This window comes from Enterococcus sp., assembly GCF_032555305.1.
Classification (GTDB): Bacteria; Bacillota; Bacilli; order Lactobacillales; family Enterococcaceae; genus Enterococcus_A.
Genome location: NZ_JAWGOQ010000047.1, coordinates 1 through 24,816 on the forward strand (window position 1 = coordinate 1; position 24,816 = coordinate 24,816).

A 24,816-nucleotide genomic window follows, 5' to 3' on the forward strand; every position below is an offset into this window, starting at 1 on the left:
TGCTTATTGCCGATATGCTAGTTCTTCTTAACGCCAGTTTAGAAGTAACTGTATGCGTAGCTTGCGTAGAAAAGCTAGTTCGTGAAGCCGGACATGGATACCCTTGCTTTCATAAGCTTTTTGCATGTGAAAATTTTATACTCCCTTAAAGAACAAAAAAACTCTTGAGGTATAAACCTCAAGAGTTTTGCGAGTTAGGATTAATAAAGCTCTAAGTACTGATCACGTTCCCATTCAGATACTGTTTGACGGAATGCTGCCCATTCCATGCGTTTTGCTTCATTGAAGTTCGTATAGATATGGCTTCCTAATGCATCAATCATGATTTGATCTTCACGCAATGCTTTAATCGCATTATGGATTGTAGAAGGTAAATCGTAAATTTCTGCCTCTTTACGTTCTTCTTCAGTCATCACATAGATGTTGCGGTCAACTGCTGCTGGAGGAGTCAAATCATTGCGAATGCCGTCTAAACCAGCCTCTAATAGAACAGCCATTGTCAGATATGGATTAGCTGCTGGATCGACTGAACGTAATTCCAAACGAGTTGATAAACCGCGAGATTCTGGGATACGAATCAATGGCGAACGGTTACGTCCGCTCCAAGCCACGTAAACTGGGGCTTCAAAGCCAGGAACCAAGCGCTTGTATGAGTTAACGATCGGATTACATACTGCCGTGTACGCCCGCGCGTGTTTCAAAAGACCTGCTAAGAATTGGTAGGCAGTTTTGCTAAGTTTCATTGGACCATCTTCATCGTAGAAGACATTGCCTTCATCATTGAACAATGACATGTTGCAGTGCATACCAGAACCATTGATTCCATAAAGTGGTTTTGGCATGAATGTCGCATGTAAGCCATGCTTACGAGCAATCGTTTTAACAACTAATTTGAAGGTTTGGATATTGTCGCATGCTTCAATTGCATCTGCATATTTAAAGTCGATCTCGTGTTGTCCAGGAGCTACCTCATGGTGAGAAGCTTCTACTTCAAATCCCAAGCTTTCAAGTTCTAACACAATATCACGGCGGCAATTTTCACCTAAGTCAGTTGGTGCAAAATCGAAGTATCCACCCTTGTCATTTAAGTCCAGTGTTGGGTCGCCATTTTCATCCATTTTGAATAAGAAAAACTCTGGCTCAGGTCCTAAGTTAAATGAAGTGAAACCAAATTCTTCCATTCCTTTAAGAATACGCTTCAAATTCCCACGTGGATCTCCAGGGAATGGTGTACCATCCGGGCTGTAAATATCACAAATCAAACGACCTACTTTTCCATGGTCGCTTTCCCATGGGAAAATCATCCAAGTTGATAAATCTGGGTATAAATACATATCGCTTTCTTCAATACGAACAAACCCTTCAATAGATGAACCGTCGAACATCATTTTGTTGTCTAAAACTTTTTCCAATTGACTAACAGGTACTTCAACATTCTTGATCGTTCCAATAACATCAGTAAACATCAGACGTAAAAAGCGGACGTTTTCTTCATCTACAATTCGTTTGATATCTTCTTTACTTAGGTCTCTTTTCGGCATAATATCTAATCCCTTCCTCGCACTTCATTTTTTTATATTCCACAATCACTATAGCTTAGGCCCTTGCGATTGATATGGATTTTGTTGATGTAACCCACCTTGAGTCAGCATTTCATCATAAAAAATACGACGAACATCTTTGTCAGTCAATGGTGGTTTCTCTTTGGCAGCTTTGACCTCTTCTTGACGCATTTGGTAGACACGCTTGATTCCTGCCATATTCAGTCCATCAGATAAATAATCTTTAATTTCCAGCAGCACATCAATGTCATTTAGAGAATACATCCTACGGTTGCCTTCACTTCGTTCCGGGTGAATCAATTCTTGCTCCTCATAGTACCGAATCTGCCTTGCAGTCAAATCTGTTAACTTCATAACCGTACCAATTGGAAAAACAGCAAGCGAACGTCGCAATTCTTTTTCCCGCATAACATCTCCTCCTTGTTTTTTGATGTTGAAAAAAGGATACCATCCGATAGACCAGTCGTCAAGGGTTAATGTTAGATTTCCTTACATAGATTTTCCGAACGTTCGCTTTTACAATAAAAACCCCATGAAATCAATCTTTTCAGAACTATCAAAAATTTGTTATACTAGAAGAAAAATTGAAGCGGGTGTGAAAATGGATAAATTTATGATTGGCGAATCCGTTCAAATAAAGCAAGGGTTTCAAATGGCAGGTTATTTAGGGATCATCGTAAAGTATTTTGAAAAGAACCATACCTATCTGATACGCTTTAGTCCTGATCAAGAACTGCTTTTCCCTGAGAAAGCTTTTGAAGTGAAAAGATCGTAAAAAAACCGAAATCAAATGATTTCGGTTTTTTTTATTGATGATAAACTTCATTCACCGCATTTGTTACCGCAACTTTGACATGTTCAAAAGTCAATCCACCTTGCAAATATAAGGAATAGGGCTCTCTTAATGGTCCGTCAGCACTCAATTCAATACTTGCTCCTTGAATAAATGTCCCAGCCGCCATGATGATGTCATCTTCATATCCAGCCATGTAAGATGGGATCGGCGCAACATAAGCATCAATCGGTGAATATTTTTGGATTGCTTGGCAAAATTGGATCATCTTCTCACGATCACCAAAATCAATCAGCTGAATCAAATCTGTCCGTGGCTGATCCCACTTAGGTGTGGAATGCAACTGATATTCAGCCAGCAAGGCTGAAGAAAAAACTGCTCCTTGAATTGCTTGACTGACGACATGAGGCGCCAAGAAAAAGCCTTGAAGCATATCAAAAACACTTCCAAGCATCGCTCCACCCTCAGCACCAACGCCCGGGGTGGTTAAGCGATAGGCACAGCGTTCAATCAATTCTTGCCTTCCAACGATGTATCCACCTGTTTTAGCGATACCGCCACCAGGATTTTTGATCAGTGAACCCGCCATCAAATCTGCACCAACTTGAGTCGGCTCCAGTAACTCAGCAAATTCGCCATAACAATTATCAACAAAGATCACGACATGCGGTGCTATGCTTTTGACAAAATCACACATCTCTTTAATCTTCTCAATCGTGAATGACGGACGTGAAGCATAGCCGCGAGACCGTTGGATCGCAACAACCTTTGTTTTGTCGGTGATTTTTTCCTTAACACCTGCAAAATCAACGCTGCCATCTTCCAAAAGGTCCACTTTATCATAACCAATATTGTATTCCTTGAATGAACCGATGCCGTTTCCTTGGATACCGATCACTTCCAACAATGTATCATAGGGTGTACCTGTAATATACAGCAGGTCATCTCCGGGGCGCATCACTCCGAATAGAGATGTAGCGATTGCATGGGTGCCTGAAACGATTTGCGGGCGAACCAATGCGGCTTCCGCTCCAAAAGTTTGAGCATAAACAGCTTCCAGCACATCTCTTCCCTGATCATCATTCCCATAACCTGTCGAAGGTAGAAAATGACTTTCTGAGACATGATTTTCCCGAAATGCGGCTAGTACTTTTGCTTGATTCGACAGAGCTATTTCTCTAACTTCCTGTAATCTATCAGCGATTTTTTGATCAATCTGATCAATTTTTTCAACCAGCTCTGGTGCCAGATTAGTTGTCCAATTCATCTTCCATTCTCCTAATCCAAAGAGACTTTTTCTTAGCGAATCCTCGAACGATGTATTGTTCTTTTTCTTCATCAAAGTTTTCACTCAAGACAAGGGTCTCTCGTTTCATCTCACTTAACGCCTGACCTTCATTTGCATTCAGGGTCAGCATATATGGTTCCAATAAGTTCATGATTTCCCGCTTGATCGCTTCAGCCAACAGCTCCTTACCCTTATTGGTCTTAGCAGAGATCAACACGCTAGGGAACAAGGTCGGTGTGAAGGAAAAATCATCGATTCGATCAGCCTTATTATAGATCGTAAGCATAGGAATATCATCCATTTCGAGTTCTTTTAGCAAATCAATGACGGTCTTTTCTTGTTGTTGACGATCTTCAGCACTGGCATCGACAATATGTAACAAAAGATCCATTCCTTTACTTTCTTCCAAGGTGGACTGAAAGGCATCGACTAATTGAGTCGGCAAATCTTGAATGAATCCAACTGTATCCGTGATGGTTGTTTCCATCCCCTGAGGCAAATGCCAGCGTTTTGTAAGCGGGTCTAAGGTCGCGAACAATTGATCTTCCGAATACGTATCGGCATTCGTTAATAGATTTAAAATGGTAGACTTCCCGGCATTGGTGTAGCCGATCAGACCCATTTGAAAAATACTCGATTGCTGCCGTTTTTGACGGCTTCGTTCACGATGTGCTTCAACTTCTTTTAATTCTTTTTTTATTGCAGAAATCCGACGGCGAATGTGGCGCCGATCTGTTTCCAATTTTGTTTCACCGGGACCACGAGTACCAATCCCACCACCAAGACGAGACAAGCTGTGTCCTTGTCCAACAAGCCGCGGTAGTAAATAGTCTAACTGCGCCAATTCAACTTGGAGTTTTCCTTCCTTGGAACGTGCGCGCTGGGCAAAAATATCCAAAATTAACTGGATACGATCAATGACTGGTACACCAACTTGTTCTTCAATAGTTTGGCTTTGACGCGGGGATAGTGCATGGTTGAAGATTACTAATTCTGCTTCATGAGCCTCCACAAGCTGTGTCAGCTCCTCCAATTTTCCCTTTCCGATGATCGTTTGGCGATCAACTTTGGGGCGTTTTTGAGTTAATGAAAAAACTATCTCGCCATGAGCCGTTTTCGTTAGTCCGGCCAACTCATGCATTGATTCTAAATAGTTATATTTACTCTCGTCTGTCTCGACGCCGACTAAAATGACTCTTTCTGACAATCCGTTTCCTCCTATTTATTGATAATATATTTTCCATGCAAAAAAACTCGGGTTTGTTCTTTGATGATCTACCTTATTATTTTGATAATTACGCGAACTCTCAATCCTCATCTATTGACGGTTCGTCTATTAACCATTTTGCAATATCTGTTTCGATCTCTTTAATTGTTTCCGGCTGATGGACGAGGTCATACCAATGAACCGACATGCGATTGCGAAACCAGGTCAACTGACGCTTAGCATATCGGCGTGAATGTAGCTTTACTTCTTCTAGGGCTGTATCCAGCGAAATCTCGCCTGAAAAATAGGGAAATAATTCTTTATAACCGATTCCCTGTGCCGCTTGCACATCAGGTGTTTCCGCTAATTGTTTGGCTTCATTTAACAATCCTTGTTGCACCATAAGGTCGACACGTTGATTGATCCGATCGTACAAAACAGCCCGATCTGTATTAAGGCCGATCAAAAAACTATCATAAAGTTTTTGTGGCTGTTCTTTGGGTGCCAATATTGAATGTCCGGTCAGTTGGAAAACCTCTAACGCTCGAATCATTTTTTTGCGATTATTGTAATGAATCTTTTCTGCAGCTAGTGGATCTTGGGTCTGCAATTTTTCCCATAAGGCTTGGTTGCCTTTTTCTGCGGCGTATGCCTCTAATTCTTTTCGCAACGAATCATCTTCTGGTTCACCTTCACTGCCGAGCTTGTAATCCCATAATAAAGACTGGATATACAGCCCTGTTCCACCAACAATTATTGGCAGCTTTCCGCGGCGACTGATATTCTGAATCGCCTGTCTGGCGGTCGCCTGAAAATCCGCCGCTGAGTAGCTTTCATCAATATCGCGAACATCAATCAAATGATGGGGAATCCCTGCCATCTCTTCTTCCGTGACCTTCGCTGTACCAATATCCAATCCTCGATACACCTGCATAGAATCGCCGCTGATAATCTCGCCATTAAAACGTTTTGCCAGATCAATACTCAAACTTGTTTTACCTACAGCAGTCGGTCCTACAATCGCAATCACTTTCATTGATTGTACCTGCTTCTAGTCCGAATTGCTTTTTCCGGAAAGTCGGTAATAACCCCTGCTAAATTCTTTTCAAAACAGGTCATCAACGTTTCATATAGATTTGGTGTCCACGGACGGATCGCTTTGGTAAAATTATTTACGATTTCTGGATGTTGTTTTACCCAATCAGAGCTTGGATGCAGTCCTTCAATAAAATCCGTGTCTAAAACGATTTGATATTTTTCCAAGTCGTTTTTCTGAATCAGATCGTATTGTGCCTCTGGTTCATATTCATGCATAATACGTAACGAATCAAGATTAAAACTTGCGTACCAATAGGTAAAAGGCCACTCTTTACTGGTCATGACATCTGAGATCTTTTCTTCAATTCCTGGGTAGTGGAATTTATTGGTCTTGATCTCGATACATAAAAAACCGCGGAACCTCATCTGCAGCAATAAGTTCAATACCTCTTGTAAGGTTGAAATCTTTGTCGCTTGATATTTCTTATCGAACCAGCTGCCGGCATCTAATTCTTTGATTTCCTCCAGCGTCATTTCCCGGATCAACCCTTTTCCATCCGTGGTACGATCAACGCTTTCGTCATGAATAACGACTAATTGCTGATCCGCTGTTAGATGGACATCCAGTTCGATACCGTCTGCACCAGTTCTTACTGCTTCCATAAAGGCAGGCAACGTGTTCTCTGGATGAGTTCCAGCACTCCCGCGATGGGCAATAACTACTGTCATCTATTCTTCACCTCGTTCGTAATCACAAATCTTTGTGTAAAACTATTTAACTATATTTCCCCGCCAAATGTATGAACAGACTTATTGTACGTTGAAATAGCGCAAGGGTTGTTTAGTTGAACGAGATAATTGTTGTTTTTTCTCGTCTAAAATCTCAATCAGCTGCTCAGAGAAAGTCTCCATAACAATGCGACCGCCCTTATACGTGTAACCACCGATTTTAACCGTTTCTTCAGGTGATAAAATAACCTTCCGATGCGAAATATTTTTGAAGAATTCTTCAATCAAATAATTTGGTAAATAAAAATTATTTTGGGATGTAAAGGAATTTAAATAAATGAAATCATCAATCGTGATATAGCAATCATCAAATGAGTTGAACGTTACGTAATCCTGCATAAGAACGTTTCGTTTAGATAAAATCTCATTGACCTTTTTGTTCAAGAGATTAATCGTTTCAATTTCCTTTACCTGATGTTCCAGCTCTCTTTCACGTTTATGGCGCAGGTCGATATACTTAAAAACAAAGAAGACTGCAATTCCTGTAATACCTGCCCCGATCAATACGCCGATTAGTCCAATAAATGCGATTTCCACGTTTTTCCCTCCTATTTCTTATTGCTGGAATTATTTTTTCAAATAAAACCTAACGTCAGCACGTCTATCATTTCACTAAAAATGTTACTTTCTTTCACATTGCAAAAGTGAAACTGACATCCGGTTCTCTGCGCTATTAATAGTACCATATTTTCATGTTTCTAGGATAGCTAGACCCGCTTAAAAAAACAAGCCTTCTATTTGACCAAAACTGACCAACGTTGTATACTTTCTTTATGTTTTAGCAATCTAACCCTGTTTGTGCTAAAATAATTTACGAACAATATTTTAAGGAGGATTCACTATGAATTTAGTTCCTACAGTCATTGAACAATCATCGCGTGGCGAACGTGCTTACGACATTTACTCTCGTCTTTTGAAAGACCGCATCATCATGTTAAGCGGAGAAGTAAATGACGATATGGCGAACACTATCATCGCCCAATTACTCTTCTTGGATGCCCAAGATTCTGAAAAAGATATTTATCTTTACATCAACTCACCAGGCGGCAGCGTATCTGCCGGCTTAGCAATTTTTGATACGATGAACTTTGTTAAGGCTGACGTACAAACAATCGTCCTTGGTATGGCAGCTTCAATGGGAAGTTTCCTATTAACTGCTGGTGCAAAGGGAAAACGTTTTGCTTTGCCAAATGCCGAGATCATGATTCATCAACCTCTTGGCGGAGCTCAAGGTCAAGCGACTGAGATCGAAATCGCTGCTCGCCATATCTTAAAAACACGCGAACGTTTGAACAATATCTTGTCTGAACGTACTGGACAACCAATTGAAGTCATTGAACGTGATACAGATCGTGACAACTTCATGACCGCCGAAGAAGCGAAAGCATACGGCTTGATCGATGAAGTAATGGAAAACAGCAGTTCTTTAAGCTAAGCGATTAAAAACCGAGGATTCTTCCTCGGTTTTTTGCATTCTTATAGTCCCACTTCTTCAATAATCAAAAAAATAATCATTCGATCTTTAATCGTTGACCGTCTTGTGATTATGATCGTGTTGCAGATACATTCAGCTTGCAAACAATCTCCGCAGGTACCTTTTTGAATCACGGTGTTTTCTCAAGCCCTAATCGATGTGCATTCAACGGTGCGGTATTTTTTCTAACCATTTCAAGAGTTGTATCCAGATCGCCATAAACTTTCTTCATGCTGACAAAGGCCAGAACTTTATCTGGTCCATACGTGATAGCCGCTACCCGATTCCCAACACTATCAACATTCACCAACTCTCCGTCTTCAGTAATTCCATTGATACTAGTCAAAAAGTAATCGGCTGTCAGCGCTCGCTTCATCACCTGATGTCGTTCTTCAAGTGTATTCGTTTTTTCGCGGTCAACCATTTTTTGCTTCCGCTGATATAAATTTTCAATAATGCCAGATTGTTCTACAGTGATTGATCCGCCAAATGCAACTGATTTATCTGATGCAATCAATTCTAAGGCTCGATTCTTCGCTTCATATAAATCCTTGCAAATAATAGGTAGAAAATTTCGCCGTTCTAATTTTTTACTGAGCGTCATTGCCGCTACTGCATAACGCTCGCGTTGATATTCTTCCATTGCTTTCCTCCTTAAATTCATCATCTTCATTTTCAAGGTTTTAGGACACATAAGCAATAGGAGATCAAAAAACCTAAGAAAATAATCTTAGGCATTTAGAAGTTTATTCTTTTTTGTTGATGAAGCAGCTCTGAGCGCTACAAGCTCTTTGATATCCTGTAGAATCTTTTCATTTGTTACCTCATAGGAAGTAGATTTTCCTAATTTACTTGATTTGGAACCTTGATACTTGTTCCTAGTATATTCATCGCAGAGCTGAATCAGCTCATCTGCATCATCTAACTCCTTGGCGCTGAATGAGACCATTGCAACGAAGTAGCCCTGTTTAGGATAAATCGTACATAAGGCTTTTCCGCTCTTCTTGAACTTTACATTCCACCCCTTCCAATAACCTTCTCCCATGGAGCATCCGCTATAAGCAATCTTAGGCTTTACTTTATAGGTTTCTTTTAAATGGTTCTCCAACTCGAGCCATAATGGGTTGGAAATAAAATCCGTGATTTGCTGTTCTGTTGGCTCCTGCTCCGCATTAAATCGTTCACTCCATTGCATAGTAACACCAGCTTTCTCATTTATTTGTTGATAGACACTATTCATTTTACTTGAAAGCTGAATTGTGTGCTTGTTCGATAGTGCTCTTTTTGATATCTAGTTTGAATTGATGGGTTCCTATTTGATAAAAATTTTTAGCATTTCTATTTAGGAGATTTAGCTTGAACTAATCTTATCCCACAAAAAAATCATCCAACAAAATTGGATGATTCCATATTCTATTCTTTTTGAGAGGAACCATTTTGATAGTCGATCTTGATCCCCTCTTGAATATTGTAAACAAAGAGGTTTAATGAAATTTGATCGTCTTCGATACTTTGTGCTTCCATCTGCACACCTCTGGCAACCAATTCGTCCCCTTTAAAATATGGCGTTACACGATAGCGGACATGATGATTCGTTTTTCGAATGTAGTTTCCGATTTCCTTTTCATGATCATTCATCCCTGGGTCATTCATCGAAGCTGTTCCAGTCATCAGATTTTTCAGATTGTTGTTCTCTCCCGAAAATTGATAGGCAATTAGATGTGCACGATTATAGAGAGGTTCATCATTGTAAAATTTTTGCCGCCATCCAGTTGGCTTCACATATAAGCGTTCTCGTTCTTGATGAGGCATCAATTCTTTTCCCAGCATGGCATTCGCGACACCAACGCGGTTTAATTGATCTAAATCAGAAAAGCGAGTCCATGTTCCTTGATCCAAAGAAAGATCTTTTTTAGTGAAATCAGGCTGATTATGATTCAATTCGATCGTTTGATGCTGTCCATCATAATCCGGTATTTCCGATAATTGACTAACCGTTACCTCTTTTGTAGTGTTGCTTTGTTCACTATCAGGCTTTACTTGTGAGTAAACGCCGTAAATTCCCGCTAATAATACGACTAGCGCCGAAATTATTTTGGGTGTTTGTTTTTTTGCTGCGATGGTAGTTCAACTCCTAATTCTTTTTCCCATCACGTTGATCCTATTATTTGGTTTGCTGCCAAATTTCTTTGATTGCCGGTACGTTACCAAGTTCTGTCAGATTACTTGGCATGATGACTGTGTTCCCGTTATTTTCAACGACATGTTTAAAGGCTTCAATACCTAAGTATGCGATCATTTCATCCGTTAAATTGCTTTCGGCAATCGCCTTATTGATTTCCTTGATACGCGCCGTTTCTGCTTCAGTCAGCTTTGCGATACGATCAGCCTCTGCTGCTGCATCGATTCGGGTACGCTCTGCTCGAGCATCCGCATCAATCTTTGTTTGTCTGGCCCGAGCTTCTGCATCAATCTGCATCTCGGATGACTTCGCTTCAGATTCAAGGATGACGGATTGTTTCTTCCCTTCAGAAATCGTGATCAAAGATTCCTTATCACGACTGGCAGTTATCAATTTGTTCATCGAATTAACAATCTCATTTGAGACAGAAATTTCACCAATATTGATCCGATCAATCGACAAGCCATAGCCGGCAGTAATGTCTTTCACACTCTCGTAAAGGTTCACATTGATTTCTTCCGTCCCATTCAACACTTCATTCAGTTCCATCTTACCGATGATACCGCGTAAGTTGGATTGGCAATCTTGGATCATAGACGTGACAGAATCTTCATTATCATACACAAAAGCACGAGCATCTGTCACGTGATACTTGATTGCTTCATCGATTTCAACAATTACGTTGTCACGTGTAATAACACTTTGTGGTTCAATTTGGATCGGTGTTTGTTTTAACGAAACGCGACGTCGAACCACGTATAAGATCGGGATCATAAAATGTAAGCCTGGTTCGATGGTTTTGACATACTTACCGAAGCTTTCAACGACTTTGACTTCCCCTTGTTGCACGATCACGACCATTTGACTGACGATAAATAGAACAACGATGATGGCGATCACAATTAAGATGATATTAAGTATTAACAATATAGTTCACATCACTTTCTTCTCGATTATTATTGATGACGACTAACAATTCACGACTGGTAAAGTCTACAACCTCAAGCATATCATCAGGCTCCGGTGGTCCGTTAATCACTTTGTAATCATACCAGCTACCCAAAATACGTATGAGTCCAGATATACTTGACCCTTTACTACGAAAACATTTTCCCATCGTTTTCTGCATTTGATAATCCAACACAATCTCCCCCTTCATACCAGTATACCAAATCTTTCACAAGTAAATTTCCCATTGTTTCATATTACTTTACACAATTCGTCTATTTTTTTACACTATGAAAAGAATGGGGGATAAAAATGGAAACAAGTAAAAAACAATGGTTAGGACTTTTAGTCATTCCATTAGAATTATTGATTGGCGACTATATCTTTCCGATTTTTCACTTAACAAAAGATCCAAAGGTTACTCTGCTGTCCTCCACACTGCTTTTTGTAGTCGGATTTTTGGTCATAATTTATCTATTTCGCGATTTTTTAAAGGAGCAGTGGAAATCCTATCGTCAAAAACTATTTCTCAGGTTGCTGTTAAGTATTATATTAGTAGCAGGTATTTTTCTATTGTTGCGCGTTGTTCGTGGATTGATCCCCAGCGAATTACTGGAACTGCGCTCTTCGACAACCGATTCTTCGCAACCGCTTAGTCCAAGCTGGGCTGTCTTGGCAGCCGTTTCGCCATTTATTGCTCCATTTGCGGAAGAGTTGACCTTTCGCTATTTACTGTTAGGAAAAATATCTAATAAAATACTGCGCATTATTATGCTTTTCGTTCAAGGTATTTTATTCGGCCTCGTTCATTGGAGTAATTTTAATGGCAATATCTATGCCATGATTCCTTATATGGTTCTAGGCGTATATTTTGGTTTAATTTACCTGTTATCGAAAAATATCTGGAGCTCCATTATGGTTCATTGGATGTTAAATACTATGAATGCTATGCTGCCGGCTCTGCTGCTTCTGGTCCTGAGTCTTTTTGGTATAAAAATCTAATCCTCCGCGTGAGGATTTTTTTATTCCAGTAATCTTCCATATAAGAAAAAGAAATATACGCTGCCAAAAGCGAGTAGAAGTAAACAGCTGCATAAAACAAGTTTGTATAGGCGGTTTTCACGATTATTAGGATATCTTATATCAATATAGTTGCTTCTGGAGATTAACGCGATCCCTAATAGAAGGATTGGGAAGAGAAAGACAGTCCACTTGCTTCCCCAACTATTCACTCCACCATCAAAGCCGATCTGTGTCGGAACTTCTACCGGCAAACGAGAATAGAAAAAAATTCCAAACCCATAAAGCACTACCGAAACAGCTAAACTGAATCGGATAACCCAGATATACACACGTTCGAAGATCATTTTTTTCACCCTCCCTCAGCGATTGACCATAGTATATGCTCACGCTAACAAGAACTCTATAAAAATCAAACCCCAAATAATCCTTTTTTAAGACCAAATAATTTCCTTCATTAAAGTAAGTCCCTCTAATAAATCAGTCTAAACTACAAATATCCTTTTTCGCATAATCCGCTTTCATAAAAGCGCAAAAAAACCAACGCTCAGCCACAAACGTTGGTTTAATCAGGATATAATACCCTAAACGAAAGTTTCCTCCCGTTTCACCCTTAGCATACATCAATCATTGATTGAATAGCAAGGGTGCTTTTCAACAAAAGTAATAAATACCAAAAAGAATTTAGATACATTTTTTCTATTAGACATGACCTAGGCATTTCGATTTTTTGTGGACTATAAACATAAAGCCTGCACTCTCTCCTTACCTTTCCAATCATTTTTTACTCGGCTAATTGTTGCAATGAGTAACAATACTACTTTCAGTCAACTCTGTATTTTTGATTGGTTTGTTGTATCCCGTACAAACAAAAAAGATTCTTGAAAGCCATCTTGCTAAATTTGATATTTCTTTTTCTGATTCAATCATTTTATTAATCCTTCATAAAGATATTAAACAAATCCATAATTGACATTTTTGAAAATTACATAATGCGTTAAGATATTAAATATTTATGAAAACAGCTTAAGCGTGTTCTTTTGAAAATCTCAATAACAAATCAAAGTCTTGTGCATCTAATTTTTATACTCGTTTTAGTAGAATTAGTTGGACCAATGCTTTTATTTCATCTCGTTCATTTTCTTCAAACTCTCTTAAATCATCCGAAGCAGATAAATCTTTTTTATAAAGTTCGCCATCCATCGACCTAAATATTCCCAATAATCTATCTATAATACTCAAACTCAAGTCTGAATCATTTGCGTATTTTACAAGTCGAACGCTCTTCTCTGCTTTTGAGTAATTTTACTTCTTATCAGACATTTTCAATATCATACTTTAATTATGATGAAACGTTTCATTCAGCTAACTAAAACTAACTAATTCACCTTCGAAATGCTATTTCGAATTTATAAAAATCAAATATTTCTTGGACTGCTTCATCTGTTGATAGTAACAAAATGAACATTTCATTAATACTGTTTTTATCCAAAAATGAGGACCCTTCTATTCCAAGATCGATACCTAATTTCTTTGAATTAAAGGAAACAACATTTTGATATATTGATTCAAAACCGTGTATCAATTGAAACACTTATCATTTGTGATTTGCCTTTCATTGGTTTTCTTTTTTTGAAACTATGTTTTTTGTTGGCTACTCTATTTAACTCACTTTCGTAGTTTAATGTCGCAAAAATGTATCTTCTAATTATTGTATTTAAAATGATTTAGAAAATGTTCTATCAACCTTCCCACGAACTTATACTCTTTTAGGAAACATATAATAATTACACGAGTTTTATGGAGAAATACCTTTTTTACTACTTCTTTTTGTATTTACTATATTTCGTTGTTAATACTACACTTTGTAGTATATAATTCTCTAAAAAGGAGAGCTCTAGTTATTAAATACAAAAATAAAAGAACTCCTTAATCAAATGAAGTTAACCCAAGCTGAACTCGCAAAAAATTGAACGTTTCCCAACAGACTATTGGCAGCTGGGAAGTTGGTCGTGCTGAACTAATTCGGATTCTCTTAATAGGCTTGCAGATTTATTTAATGTAACTACTGATTACTTGACTAGGAAGGAATCAAACACCCGAGTGAGCTGAAAAAGAGGATATAATAGAATTAGATAAAATTTTCAATTCCAATGTTGGTAAGGCATATGGCGATGAAAAAGAAATCACAAAAGAAGATAGAGAACAAATAAACGATTTGATAGTTGGTTACTTTTGGACAAAAAAGCAAAGGGTAGCCCGTAAGAAGAATGAAGGATGATTTATGAATTGTACGATTGAAAATCTTGATACAATTGGCTATCAAATAGGCAATCAAAACATTAGTAGTAAATATTTAATAGCAATACTCACTGTCATAATGAAAGGACATTTTGTTAGGTATGAATAACTTCAAAAGCTATACAATTCAATTTCTAGAAAAAAATAATTTCTTTAATATGGCTCAAAAATATTTCAACAAATCAAGTCATGCAGTAAATGAAACTAGTTACCGCTTTACAAAAGAGGAAATTAATAGTCTTCAAAACTGGAGTGAAGCCGATAACTTTTGTTCTCAATTAAATCGGCAAATATGGCCGATCTTTCGTAATGAATATGGACGTGATAGAAAAAATGATGGAAAGGCTTTAGAAGAAAAGGCAAGACCATTTGAAATTCAGTTTGGCGCGATTCGTGGTCGTGTACAAGAGTTACGAGTTGAGGAAACGAAAAAGAATGGTACTTCTCAAAAGGGTAATCCACTTAGCTCAAATTAACCAACTACTATATGAGAAAAATTTGGATGTAAAGAAGGATTTTTATGGCAAAAAAAGCTGACTACGATCTAATTGATTGGATCGAGAGAGATTTTAGCACAAGAAACGATTATAAGCTGAGAGAGAAGTATAATCTTTTTATCTTATCCGAAAAGAGTTTAAAAAAATACTTTCATACGAAAAATAAGAGAAAAGAAACCCTCATAAGATTAACCAAAATTGATCCGCTTAACTTACATTTGGCTAGTATAACTCTCGAAAGTGCTGCAATTAGTAATCCTGTAAAAACCCTTTCTTTTTTTAGTATAATATTCACTGTTGTCTCAATGATTTATACAAAAAACAACCAACCATTCTTTATTATGTTTGCTATTATGCTTATTCTTGCTGTAGTAGGTTTTACTGCCCATCTATCAATTGGGTTTGATGACATTAGTAGATTAAAATTATATATAGACAAAGCAATAGAATTACAAGATAAAATGGAGAAATAACCCTTTCCCCGTTTGGCGACGCCAGTTCGATTCCGGCACGGGGAGTAGAAATTTCACTAGAAAATAAGGAGCTACAAACATGAAAATTAAATTAAAAGAAGTTTCTATTAACGATTTTAGAAATTTGACTGATTTACGTTTCAAACTTGGTAGTAAGATAACAGTACTTTCTGGTCATAACGGTGTAGGAAAATCCAGCTTACTCTCCTTAATCGCCTCTACAACGGGTACAAACAAAAAAAGACTCGACAAAAAACCATTTCAGCCTGAGTTTGATGACTATTTTACAATAAACTCTAATGAACCACTGAAAAAGTATAGACTCATTTGCGAGTACGAAGCTGATGATGGGTTTATTTTTGCTAAACGAATAGGATTTAGAAATGATGCTGATTCGAATCGTGGAGTCCGAGCTCTTCCAAGAACCTCCCCTAGAGTAGATAGTAATGACACAGTAGCAAGTGCAGTCGAAGAAGTTAGGAGCAAACTAGGAATTACAGATTCTGCTAGGGTTCCAATACCTACAATCTACTTAAGTCTTTCTAGACTTTACCCAACTGGCGAAACAGAGGTGAAGTCTACTTCTATGAGAAACACTAACACAATTATTCAAAAAGGGTTTCATAAAAAATATACAGAGTGGTATAACGAAATACTTCCAAACTCAATTAGTGAGTATGAACATGTCGAATCAATGACTAAGAAAGTAAATAGTAGGACAAGAATTTTTGTCCCCCCAACAAATGCTTCGGCCGAAACACAATCTGTTGGTCAAGATAATATTGGATATATAGTAAATGCTCTAGTAGACTTCTATTCACTGTCTTTATCAGATGATTACGAAGGCGGTGTTCTCTGTATAGACGAGGTAGATGCTTCACTTCATCCAAGTGCTCAAGTGAATTTATTTAATTTGCTCAATCGACTTAGCAATGAATTAAATTTACAGATATTTCTTACTTCCCATTCATTAACTATCCTTAAAGAAGTAATTTCTTTAAAAGAAAAAAGCCCTAGTCAGTATCAGCTAGTTTATTTCAAAGGTGTAAGCACACCTTCTATTATGAAGTTTAATTCTTACAGACTTTTGAAAGCCGACCTATTTCAAGAGCTTACTTTTAAAAAACCTGAGACGAAAGTTTATTGTGAAGACGAAATGACTAAAGCAGTGTTTGAATTACTAGTTGATGCAGCTGGTTTTTTAGATTTAGATTTCAAATTACCTCCGTATAAAATCATCCCCATTTTTTTGGGAGCTGAACAATTAAGAAAATTACCAAGAATTGATGCTCATTTCGGCAATGTAGCAATTGTACTAGATGGTGATGCTAACTCAAAAGATAAAATAAAAATTGAGGATTACATGAAAGATCCCACAATCGTTGAATCACTAACTTCAAATAATTTGGATAGAAATTTTGTTAGTTTACCTGGATTTCTTTCTCCTGAAGGATATTTATATTCAATCATTTACGAATTAGTTGAAAATGATAGAGACCATTATAAATTTTGGCGAACCTTAGATGAAGATCCTGAAACTGCGCTATATTCTAGCGATAAGATTAAGGAAAAACTAATTATCAGAGAATCAGAACTATGTTTAAAAATTCTGAAAGCAGAAAAACAAGACCTGTTGAATTTTGCTTCTAATTCAAATATGTTGAGTTACTATTATTCTACTAAAAATGAAGAATTGATTCGTTGGATTAAAGGGACACAGAGAGTATTTGAATATGTTTCTAATAGGATTATGGCAAGCCGCATTTAAACTTTTGGCCAATACCAAGGGTTTTTGATAATATAAGATTCGAGGTGATAATTATGCCATATACAAAGTCTCCTTTGCGCTATCCAGGGGGAAAAACGCAACTATGGAAATTTGTTAAATCATTAATTGATTTAAACGGAATTGTTAACCCAATATATTGTGAACCTTTTGCGGGTGGATCAGGAGTTACAATAGAGTTACTTCTAGGTAACCATGTAGAAGAAGTGATTATAAATGATTATGATCCTGCTATTTACAATTTTTGGAGAGCCATTATTCATGATACAGAAAAATTTATTCAGTTAATTAATACTACTGAAATTTCGATTGATGAATGGCATAATCAGAAGGAAATATATAATAATCATGGTAGAACAGTAGGTTCATTAGAAGGTGCATTTTCTACGTTCTTCCTGAATCGTACAAATGTTAGTGGTATTATTTCTGGTGGCCCAATTGGTGGACGTAATCAAAATGGAAAATATAAAATTGACTGTCGATTTAATAAGTTAAGCTTAATTAAGAAAATCAAAGATATCGCCGAACAAAAAGACAAAATTCATTTGTATAATAAAGATGCTGCAAAGCTTGTTGACTTACTTAAGGATATTTATCCAAAAGAGCATCTTTTTATTTTCTTTGATCCCCCCTACTATGTTCAAGGACAATCTTTATACCTATCTTTTTATAAAAAGGACCAACATAAACTTATTAGAGATAAGATATTAAGTATAGATGATTATTATTGGATTCTTACTTATGATAAGACCCCACAAATATCTGATTTATATTCAAAAGCAGACAAAGCTTATCAGTATTCTCTAAACTACTCAGCTAATAAAAAGCGTTTAGCCAATGAATATATTTTTGCTAGCGCTGTAACAAACTTACAATCATCAAATAAAGTAGAGCTTCAACCAATAACGTAAAAGATCTGCCTTCGGGCTTTTCTTTCAACACAAAAAGAACATACGTTTGGTTTTTCCCAAATTTCAGATATTAATTGTTAATATCAATAGTTTTATCGATAAATATCGGTAAGTATCTGACAAATTAATACAAAATCAGAAAGGAAAAGAGTCATATGGCTGTGGCTGAACCAAAGATGATAAAAAAAGGAAAATGGCGTATTCGCTTAAAGAATAAAGACCCCATCACGAATACTTGGAAAGATAAAATGTTTACTGGTAAAACAAAAAAAGCTGTTGAAGCTTTTGAAACCCACTTTTTTGGAAAAAAACAGTGAAAAATAGACATGAAATTTGTAAAGCTGTTTTTCTTAAAGTAATGGACATGAGACTTATCACATCAAATCCGGCTAGAAATGCAAAACTAACTGGAGTATATCCTGTTCATGATAAAGAAATTACTCTAAATTTTGAAGATACTAAAAAATTTAGAGACATTCTACTTGCCCGTCCAGATACAATCAGCAAGTATTTTGTTTTAACTCAGCTTTATACTGGCTACTGCTATCAAGAAATTGCTGCACTATTTTGGAGCGACTTAGATGAAAAACACGGTGTTGTTAAAATTGGTAGCCGATTCCGACTCTCTTTTCATGAAATTGAAGAAATACAAAAAAATTCAAAATGAGCGGATTGTTATAGGTAAAGTCAAAAATCCTAGAAATCTAATTTTTGTAAACGAGAGAAATGCTTGACCAATCACAAACGACGCTGTGAACGACTATAATAGAAGAAACTTGCAAGATAGCCGACGTTCCTCGTATTACCTCTCATGGTTAGAGACGCGCGAGCTGATGCTTTGATTCTAGCGGAAGCCGATCCAATTTATATTAAATCTCAGCTCGGTCACAAGAATGTTTCTCAATCCTACGAGTATACTTCAGTTACCCAAGAAAACAAAAAAAAGAACAAAAAAAGTTTTCGATTACCTGAAAGACATACTTTAAAAATCCTTTTCATGTTTTTTGGGGGAATATTTGGGTAACGAGTGAAAAGAAGAGCGCCAAAACCCTGCTGTATCAAGGTTTCGGCACTCTTCACTGAAGCGGGTGACGAGAATCGAACTCGCGACGGAAGCTTGGGAAGCTTCTGTTTTACCACTAAACTACACCCGCAAGATTGTTATTAAATCAACGTTTACAGCACTTTTCGAACGAAAAATAATTATCTAAAAGTGTTCAAAAATGTGGAGTTCACACGATTTACTGCTTCTTTATGGTAGTCCTATGAAAGAACTTTGTCAATTATTTATCTCAATTTATGCAAAAAGAAGAACAGAAGCTAAATAGATTCTGTTTCTTCTCCGTTTTCTTTTATCTCAATTGCTCTTGTAATGGATTCTTTAAGATACTCATGTATATGAGGTTCATCAAACTTTGTATCCTTATAGATTAGAAGAAATATCCAAGCAAACAGAGAAATAAATATCACCAACATTGAAACCGCAAATGAAATTCCTTTATTTAATACTAGCACTTTTAAATATTCAAATAATGATGAAAGTTCTATATCACTTCCTAATTTCAATTTCTCTACTAATACTTCAATGACTTTATCAAGAGTTTCCAGAGAAATTATAGAAGCAAAAGAAGTCTTAAATAGTAAAAATCCCCAATTTCTCTTAGGAGAGATTTCAAGAAATGAACGCATATTTTTTAGTTCATATAGTGGTTTTTTAGTCAATTCTACTATCACATCATTATAAAGAGGAAAAACCTTTTTATATCTTAGGTCATTTATGTAGACCTCCATTTTGATTTTTTCTCCCTGCTGTTTTCTATATCCACCATCTCTATCCTGAATTAAATCAGTTAAGCAACTATTGTCATTCAAGTAATCCAATATCCGGTAAGAGTTTCCATATTTGGAATTTATTACCCAACTACGATAAGACTCCATCATGTTTCTGGCTTTAAAGTTGTAATATCTATTTTCAAGATAATTAGCAACTCCTAGCGTAAAATCCATTATCAACGCTGATATACTAAGGGAAGTTACTATTACTGAAAAATTTGAAAACCAGATAAACCAAGCCTTACCAGTTTCCTTATTTAATACGGCAGAAAAAACTAAATAGAGTAAAAACATTCCAACTGCAATGGAGAGATACAACAAAATTCTATAGATTCTATTTTTAAATCTACTTATTTTAATTCTTTGTTTTAACCGTTCTATCATTTAGTTTAATCAATCTCCTTTGCTAATTGTTTGATATTATTATCTGTTGCATTTGCATAGACATTTAATGTAAGTGCAATATCTGTATGTCCAACTATCCTTGCTAAAACTGTAACATCCAATTTTTTCTCAATTAAATAGTAGCTTATTCCAGAACCTCGAAGGTCGTGGAGCGTTGTTTGCTTCTTGATTAATCCTTGTTTCTGGAGCTTTGGTCTAAAGTTGGTACTCCACATATTTGTCCAATGAGTTAGTTTAAATGGATTACCATCTTCATCTAAAAAAATCAGATTGTGTTTGATACCTTTATCATCAATCCAATACCTATTTCCAAATTTTGGTTTTAGTCTCTTTAATATTTCAATCAATTCATTATTCATGATACTCAATCTGACTTCATCACTTTTCGTATACTTCCTGTAATGAATTTTTCTAAGTGCGTATCTTCTACAATGACTGCTTTAATATTTAAGGTCTTATCTTCAAAGTTTAAATCATCCCAAGTTAGTGCACCAATTTCACCTCTGCGAAGCATTGAAATCATGGCAAAAAGATAAAATAGTGCATCATTTGGTTCATCTGTAACCATGTTTTTCAATTCTTCTTTAACCTTATCGTATTCTTCAATCGTATCTAAAGATGTTTTTCCATCCTTTTTATATTTAATAGTACCTGCTCTCAAGCCCATAAATGGATTAGTACCCTTTTTCCGCAGCTTAACAACCGATTCTAAGCTGTTAAAAACAATCTTTAAATTATTTATATACTTTTGTATCATCCCGTTAGAAATAAGCTCATAGATGCCTTCTGCTTTACTTACAATTCTTTTTCTTTTCCTTAGTTCTTCAATTAATTTCTCGGCATCATCTGGTCCAATTTCAACCAATCTCATTTCATTAAAAAATCTATACTCATCTTGATTTATGACTCTTGTCTCTTTTCTTAATAGATTTACAGTGTTTAAAGAATAGTTATCGCCTGCCTTGTTTCGTGGGATATTGGAAAATAGTAACCCTTCTTTTTCTTCACCCTTTTTGCTATACGTAAACTCTTTAAAAGTCATGTCTAATAGTGATTCATCCGCTTCATCAGCAATATATTGAGTTTCGACAATTTCCTGTTTTTCTTCATACCGAGCTTTTTCTTCAATATACTGATTCTGCATCTCGTCTTTAAACTTTAAGAAAAGTTTCTTTGCCTCAGTATTATTACTTACTTTAACAGTTTTTTGTTTGTCAAAAAGACCATAGTCTTTGTCAGAAGCCTTGTTTGTTCCAAATCTGACTTTAAATTTATATTTGCCAGTTTCCAGTTTTATAATGCCTGTTGTCTGATTTCCGTATATAATATCCAAATTTTTTGCCATACCAACATCACCTCATTGTTATTTTAGCTCACTAATACACAAGAGTATACCTATTCAAGTAGAAACTATAAAATTTGTAGGCATCAGATAATTCGTTTTTATGTGTTATGATATAAACATCATTTAATTAGTATTGGAGTGATTTTTATCTTTTTCGTAGGCATTGGGAAGGATAGAGACGAAGCTACGCAGCTTCTTGCTAAAGTTGACAACAACGAAAGCTTAACTAATATTCGAGACATTGTACTTTTGTTTGAATATTATACTTATGAAAAACAGCAAGATGATTGTTCTATTACTAATCCACAAGAAATAAATCTCAAAAAAGCGTTTGGGACATTCTTTAAAAAAAACAACAAGGAAAATGTAATCGAGCAATATATTGCTAAAGAAGATTTCCAAATTGATGAATCGTTCTGGAATCTTGTCGATAATTACAAGTTATATTCAGCTTTTGATAGCACTGATATAAATGCTCTATTGTCTTCTCGTAGTATAAATTGCTATTTTTTTGAACATAAAAAAATTGTTGAAATGTTTTCAAAAGAAGCCAGAAAAGAATTGGTAAATCCTGATACAGATAAACTTTTTAATTATTCAAAGAAAATTTTAGAACAGGATGAAAATTTCTATGTTCCACAATCATTTACTCAGGAAGATTTTGATATCATGATGAATCGAATTTTAGACATAGATTTCTTTGATATGAATTTCATATTTCAAATTTTAAAACATCCACCTAAAATAATGGAACGATTTACTGTTAGTAATGAGTTAATGGATAGAGTTACTCAAATTTTTAATGTGTCTTTATCTAATCCAGATGACTTTAAAGGTGGGATTTTGAAAGTGACGGAAAATCAAATACAGATATCTTTTGATTCTAACCAAGAAGAATTTATTAAAATTGATACCCACGGTAACTATATCATGTCTTCAAAATGGATAGATGAATGTTCAAAGTCTAATAGCAAAAACAAATTAATGAATGTATATTCTTATATTACAAAATGTACAAATTTGTTAGATGGCGGAGTCATGCGCATGATTAATCGAGGCAATAACCATGCGCATCCGTTAATGGAAGTGGCTTATAATAAGAACATTAATGGAAACTATAATTCCTCGTATGATGCTCAGACTATTGATTTGCATACATCATTCATTTTGCTAGCTCTATATGTTGAACTTGCCAAAAAAGGAATTTTCATTGAAGAAATTATTGTCTACTTCTTTGAAACGTACTTAAAAGAATATGATGTATCGAATTTTCAAGTTTCATTATCTCAGCCGACTGAGAATTTTTTGAATAAATGTAAAATAACCGCTCCAGAAATAGAAAGCATTTTAAAACAATGGAATGACTATGTGAGTAATTCAAATATTGACCAATCACGTAGTTCCTATAATAATATGATTAACTTTGACACAGTAAAAAGTTTAATAAAAGATAAGTATTTCTTATTCTCACCAACTGAGGAGTTGAAAAAAAATTGCGATAGATTATTTAATGACAACTCGTCTTTCACACTTCCTTTATCTCATTACAAACAAGTTGGAATACATGCTGTTACAAAATATCCAAATTTCTATCTGACTGTGCTCTTTGGAGACAGATTAAATATTTCTGAATACGATGACACTCTGTCCAAGGAAATTCGAGAAAATCCTTTTCTTCAAATACTTGAAAATGGAGATTTAGCGATTAAAAAAGGTAAAGAATCTGAAGTTGCATTATTATATGTCCTGTATAATACAGAAATAGTAACTGAATCATTCTTAAATAGTACTTCTTATGATGCCAAAGTAGTCAATGAATTCAAGAATAATAACACTCTTAAATCTATTGAAGGCAGGGGGTTCTTTGCTGAAAAAGAGTCCCAATATCTCAACCAACTTTTAAAAAGTAACTATCCTGACGGAAAAGAATTAAGAAATAAATATACACATGGGAATTATCATTCAGAAAACCATCAGATTAATTATATCTCTTTTCTAAAAGTCATCTTAATTATCATGGAAAAAATTGAAGACGAATTGCATTCATCAAGTAAATTCTAATTGATAATATACTCTAATATTCAAAAACGGAAATATCTATTTTTAAATTAAAGACGGAAAATTTATTTTGAAAAATATAAAAACAGAGTAGCCTTCTTTTGGCTACTCTCTATCTATTTTACTGGTCTCCAAGTTTTTGAATTTCCATGGGGCTTCAACAAAACGTATTTTAATGTACTGTATCCATTATCATTACATGTCTGTAGAGCCAGTGGTGCATTTGCAATTTCATCTTCCATACTTCTTCTTCTTGATGGTGCATACCAACTTTTTCCATATGGAACACCTCGGTATTGTAATTTGTCACCATAACAAACGAATTTATCATAGACTATGTAAGTGTACCATTTCCCTTCTACATAAAACTTAACAATATCGCCCTTGTTAAATCTATTCAGACTCTCACCGTTCAAGCTATGTACGTAGAATTTAGTACAATAATAGTATCTATCGTACCAAAATCCTCTATCGTTGTTTAACTTTGGATAAATTGTATGCGTTCTTCCACTCTTTTTGACCTTCGCTGTAGATTTTTTTGCGGTTTTAAATGGTTTTGGCTTAACATACACATTTCTATAATAAGTATTTTTGTTCCCTGCTTTGTCTTTAATCTCATATCTTAACTTATGGTATCCAACTTTTTTAGTATTTATATAGTTTTTCTTGCTTACCTTTTTTCCATTGTAATAAACAGAATAGCCTCTTCTTCCATCTGCTAAATCAAAGCCTTTAACATTTTTTATTGTGCTAAATTTTGAACCATAAGGAATAGATATATCTGAAACACCGCTCATATAAGGCTTCTGGTGTTAGGATGATTTAGTGGACACATTTTGGGAGAGGACTATAATATCCTCGAACGAAAGGAAGTTCACCAAATGAAAAAGTACAGCCCAGAAAGAA

General features: G+C 35.8%; 27 protein-coding genes and 1 tRNA gene. 10 read left to right on the forward strand and 18 right to left on the reverse strand.

Translation table 11 applies throughout. From position 1 onward, the window contains the following. Positions 1-200: 200 nt before the first annotated feature. Entirely contained in the window at positions 201-1,541 is a 1,341-nt protein-coding gene (glnA, locus tag E6139_RS21760; protein WP_316405645.1) for a type I glutamate--ammonia ligase, read from the reverse strand. A gap of 48 nt (positions 1,542-1,589) precedes the next feature. Then, positions 1,590-1,970 (reverse strand): MerR family transcriptional regulator, encoded by a 381-nt coding sequence (locus E6139_RS21765; protein WP_316405646.1) that lies wholly within the window; start codon positions 1,968-1,970, stop codon positions 1,590-1,592. Between the two features lie 193 nt (positions 1,971-2,163). Between E6139_RS21765 and E6139_RS21770 the strand changes: the two genes are divergently transcribed. Further along, on the forward strand, positions 2,164-2,337 hold the full coding sequence (locus E6139_RS21770) for a hypothetical protein (protein WP_316405647.1): 174 nt from the start codon (positions 2,164-2,166) through the stop codon (positions 2,335-2,337). 31 nt (positions 2,338-2,368) lie between these two features. Here the strand turns inward: E6139_RS21770 and E6139_RS21775 are convergent, their stop codons facing one another. The 5 genes from E6139_RS21775 to E6139_RS21795 all read right to left on the reverse strand — a co-directional run bounded on the left by E6139_RS21775 (position 2,369) and on the right by E6139_RS21795 (position 7,214). Beyond that, positions 2,369-3,622 carry an aminotransferase class I/II-fold pyridoxal phosphate-dependent enzyme gene (locus E6139_RS21775; RefSeq protein ID WP_316405648.1) on the reverse strand — a complete coding sequence of 418 codons (1,254 nt, stop codon included), beginning with the start codon at positions 3,620-3,622 and terminating at the stop codon, positions 2,369-2,371. After that, complete coding sequence (gene hflX / locus E6139_RS21780) at positions 3,606-4,850, reverse strand: GTPase HflX (protein ID WP_316405649.1); 1,245 nt, start codon at positions 4,848-4,850, stop codon at positions 3,606-3,608. Before hflX ends, E6139_RS21775 begins: the two co-directional genes overlap by 17 nt. A 100-nt stretch (positions 4,851-4,950) precedes the next feature. Beyond that, positions 4,951-5,886 (reverse strand): tRNA (adenosine(37)-N6)-dimethylallyltransferase MiaA, encoded by a 936-nt coding sequence (miaA, locus tag E6139_RS21785; RefSeq protein WP_316405650.1) that lies wholly within the window; start codon positions 5,884-5,886, stop codon positions 4,951-4,953. Then, entirely contained in the window at positions 5,883-6,617 is a 735-nt protein-coding gene (locus tag E6139_RS21790; RefSeq protein WP_316405651.1) for a glycerophosphodiester phosphodiesterase, read from the reverse strand. The genes miaA and E6139_RS21790 overlap by 4 nt, the downstream gene beginning before the upstream one ends. Before the next feature lie 81 nt (positions 6,618-6,698). Continuing rightward, positions 6,699-7,214, reverse strand: a complete 516-nt coding sequence (locus E6139_RS21795; protein ID WP_316405652.1) for a hypothetical protein — start codon at positions 7,212-7,214, stop codon at positions 6,699-6,701. A gap of 304 nt (positions 7,215-7,518) precedes the next feature. On the opposite strand from E6139_RS21795, the gene clpP reads away from it, so the two are divergent. Further along, complete coding sequence (gene clpP / locus E6139_RS21800; protein ID WP_316405653.1) at positions 7,519-8,112, forward strand: ATP-dependent Clp endopeptidase proteolytic subunit ClpP; 594 nt, start codon at positions 7,519-7,521, stop codon at positions 8,110-8,112. Between the two features lie 169 nt (positions 8,113-8,281). Here the strand turns inward: clpP and E6139_RS21805 are convergent, their stop codons facing one another. The 5 genes from E6139_RS21805 to E6139_RS21825 all read right to left on the reverse strand — a co-directional run bounded on the left by E6139_RS21805 (position 8,282) and on the right by E6139_RS21825 (position 11,492). Continuing rightward, entirely contained in the window at positions 8,282-8,794 is a 513-nt protein-coding gene (locus E6139_RS21805; RefSeq protein WP_316405654.1) for a lactate utilization protein, read from the reverse strand. 87 nt (positions 8,795-8,881) lie between these two features. Continuing rightward, positions 8,882-9,346, reverse strand: coding sequence for a DUF3788 domain-containing protein (locus tag E6139_RS21810; RefSeq protein ID WP_316405655.1), 465 nt, complete (start codon positions 9,344-9,346; stop codon positions 8,882-8,884). A gap of 218 nt (positions 9,347-9,564) precedes the next feature. After that, positions 9,565-10,272, reverse strand: coding sequence for a DNA/RNA non-specific endonuclease (locus tag E6139_RS21815; RefSeq protein WP_316405671.1), 708 nt, complete (start codon positions 10,270-10,272; stop codon positions 9,565-9,567). Positions 10,273-10,315: 43 nt separating this feature from the next. Further along, positions 10,316-11,260, reverse strand: coding sequence for an SPFH domain-containing protein (locus E6139_RS21820; protein ID WP_316405656.1), 945 nt, complete (start codon positions 11,258-11,260; stop codon positions 10,316-10,318). Further along, positions 11,247-11,492 (reverse strand): hypothetical protein, encoded by a 246-nt coding sequence (locus E6139_RS21825; protein ID WP_316405657.1) that lies wholly within the window; start codon positions 11,490-11,492, stop codon positions 11,247-11,249. Before E6139_RS21825 ends, E6139_RS21820 begins: the two co-directional genes overlap by 14 nt. A gap of 101 nt (positions 11,493-11,593) precedes the next feature. Between E6139_RS21825 and E6139_RS21830 the strand changes: the two genes are divergently transcribed. Continuing rightward, a complete protein-coding gene (locus E6139_RS21830) occupies positions 11,594-12,283 on the forward strand; it encodes a type II CAAX endopeptidase family protein (RefSeq protein ID WP_316405658.1) in 690 nt (229 codons plus the stop codon). 20 nt (positions 12,284-12,303) lie between these two features. Here E6139_RS21830 and E6139_RS21835 read toward each other — a convergent pair whose 3' ends face one another. Continuing rightward, entirely contained in the window at positions 12,304-12,648 is a 345-nt protein-coding gene (locus tag E6139_RS21835; RefSeq protein ID WP_316405659.1) for a DUF1648 domain-containing protein, read from the reverse strand. A 2,055-nt stretch (positions 12,649-14,703) separates the two neighbouring features. Between E6139_RS21835 and E6139_RS21840 the strand changes: the two genes are divergently transcribed. The 6 genes from E6139_RS21840 (at position 14,704) to E6139_RS21865 (ending at position 18,936) form a co-directional block, all read left to right on the forward strand. Then, a complete protein-coding gene (locus E6139_RS21840; RefSeq protein WP_316405660.1) occupies positions 14,704-15,078 on the forward strand; it encodes a hypothetical protein in 375 nt (124 codons plus the stop codon). A 44-nt stretch (positions 15,079-15,122) separates the two neighbouring features. Beyond that, the gene (locus E6139_RS21845; RefSeq protein WP_316405661.1) at positions 15,123-15,572 is read left to right on the forward strand and encodes a hypothetical protein; all 450 of its coding nucleotides are present in this window, start codon (positions 15,123-15,125) and stop codon (positions 15,570-15,572) included. Between the two features lie 79 nt (positions 15,573-15,651). Further along, positions 15,652-17,340 carry an AAA family ATPase gene (locus tag E6139_RS21850; protein ID WP_316405662.1) on the forward strand — a complete coding sequence of 563 codons (1,689 nt, stop codon included), beginning with the start codon at positions 15,652-15,654 and terminating at the stop codon, positions 17,338-17,340. Between the two features lie 53 nt (positions 17,341-17,393). Further along, positions 17,394-18,269, forward strand: coding sequence for a DNA adenine methylase (locus tag E6139_RS21855; RefSeq protein ID WP_316405663.1), 876 nt, complete (start codon positions 17,394-17,396; stop codon positions 18,267-18,269). A gap of 155 nt (positions 18,270-18,424) precedes the next feature. Beyond that, positions 18,425-18,586: a hypothetical protein gene (locus E6139_RS21860; RefSeq protein ID WP_316405664.1), complete on the forward strand. Its 162-nt coding sequence runs from the start codon at positions 18,425-18,427 to the stop codon at positions 18,584-18,586. Then, the gene (locus tag E6139_RS21865) at positions 18,583-18,936 is read left to right on the forward strand and encodes a hypothetical protein (RefSeq protein WP_316405665.1); all 354 of its coding nucleotides are present in this window, start codon (positions 18,583-18,585) and stop codon (positions 18,934-18,936) included. Before E6139_RS21860 ends, E6139_RS21865 begins: the two co-directional genes overlap by 4 nt. A gap of 416 nt (positions 18,937-19,352) precedes the next feature. Here E6139_RS21865 and E6139_RS21870 read toward each other — a convergent pair. From E6139_RS21870 to E6139_RS21885, 4 genes are all read right to left on the reverse strand, one after another. Next, a tRNA-Gly gene (locus E6139_RS21870) sits at positions 19,353-19,423 on the reverse strand. Between the two features lie 166 nt (positions 19,424-19,589). Next, complete coding sequence (locus E6139_RS21875) at positions 19,590-20,486, reverse strand: hypothetical protein (RefSeq protein WP_316405666.1); 897 nt, start codon at positions 20,484-20,486, stop codon at positions 19,590-19,592. A gap of 5 nt (positions 20,487-20,491) precedes the next feature. Next, on the reverse strand, positions 20,492-20,866 hold the full coding sequence (locus E6139_RS21880) for a tyrosine-type recombinase/integrase (RefSeq protein WP_316405667.1): 375 nt from the start codon (positions 20,864-20,866) through the stop codon (positions 20,492-20,494). A 5-nt stretch (positions 20,867-20,871) separates the two neighbouring features. Further along, on the reverse strand, positions 20,872-21,852 hold the full coding sequence (locus E6139_RS21885; RefSeq protein ID WP_316405668.1) for a hypothetical protein: 981 nt from the start codon (positions 21,850-21,852) through the stop codon (positions 20,872-20,874). A gap of 138 nt (positions 21,853-21,990) precedes the next feature. Here E6139_RS21885 and E6139_RS21890 point away from each other — a divergent pair, with 138 nt between their 5' ends. Beyond that, positions 21,991-23,913: a hypothetical protein gene (locus E6139_RS21890; RefSeq protein WP_316405669.1), complete on the forward strand. Its 1,923-nt coding sequence runs from the start codon at positions 21,991-21,993 to the stop codon at positions 23,911-23,913. A gap of 113 nt (positions 23,914-24,026) precedes the next feature. Here E6139_RS21890 and E6139_RS21895 read toward each other — a convergent pair whose 3' ends face one another. Next, positions 24,027-24,707, reverse strand: coding sequence for an immunoglobulin-like domain-containing protein (locus E6139_RS21895; RefSeq protein ID WP_316405670.1), 681 nt, complete (start codon positions 24,705-24,707; stop codon positions 24,027-24,029). Positions 24,708-24,816 lie beyond the last annotated feature (109 nt).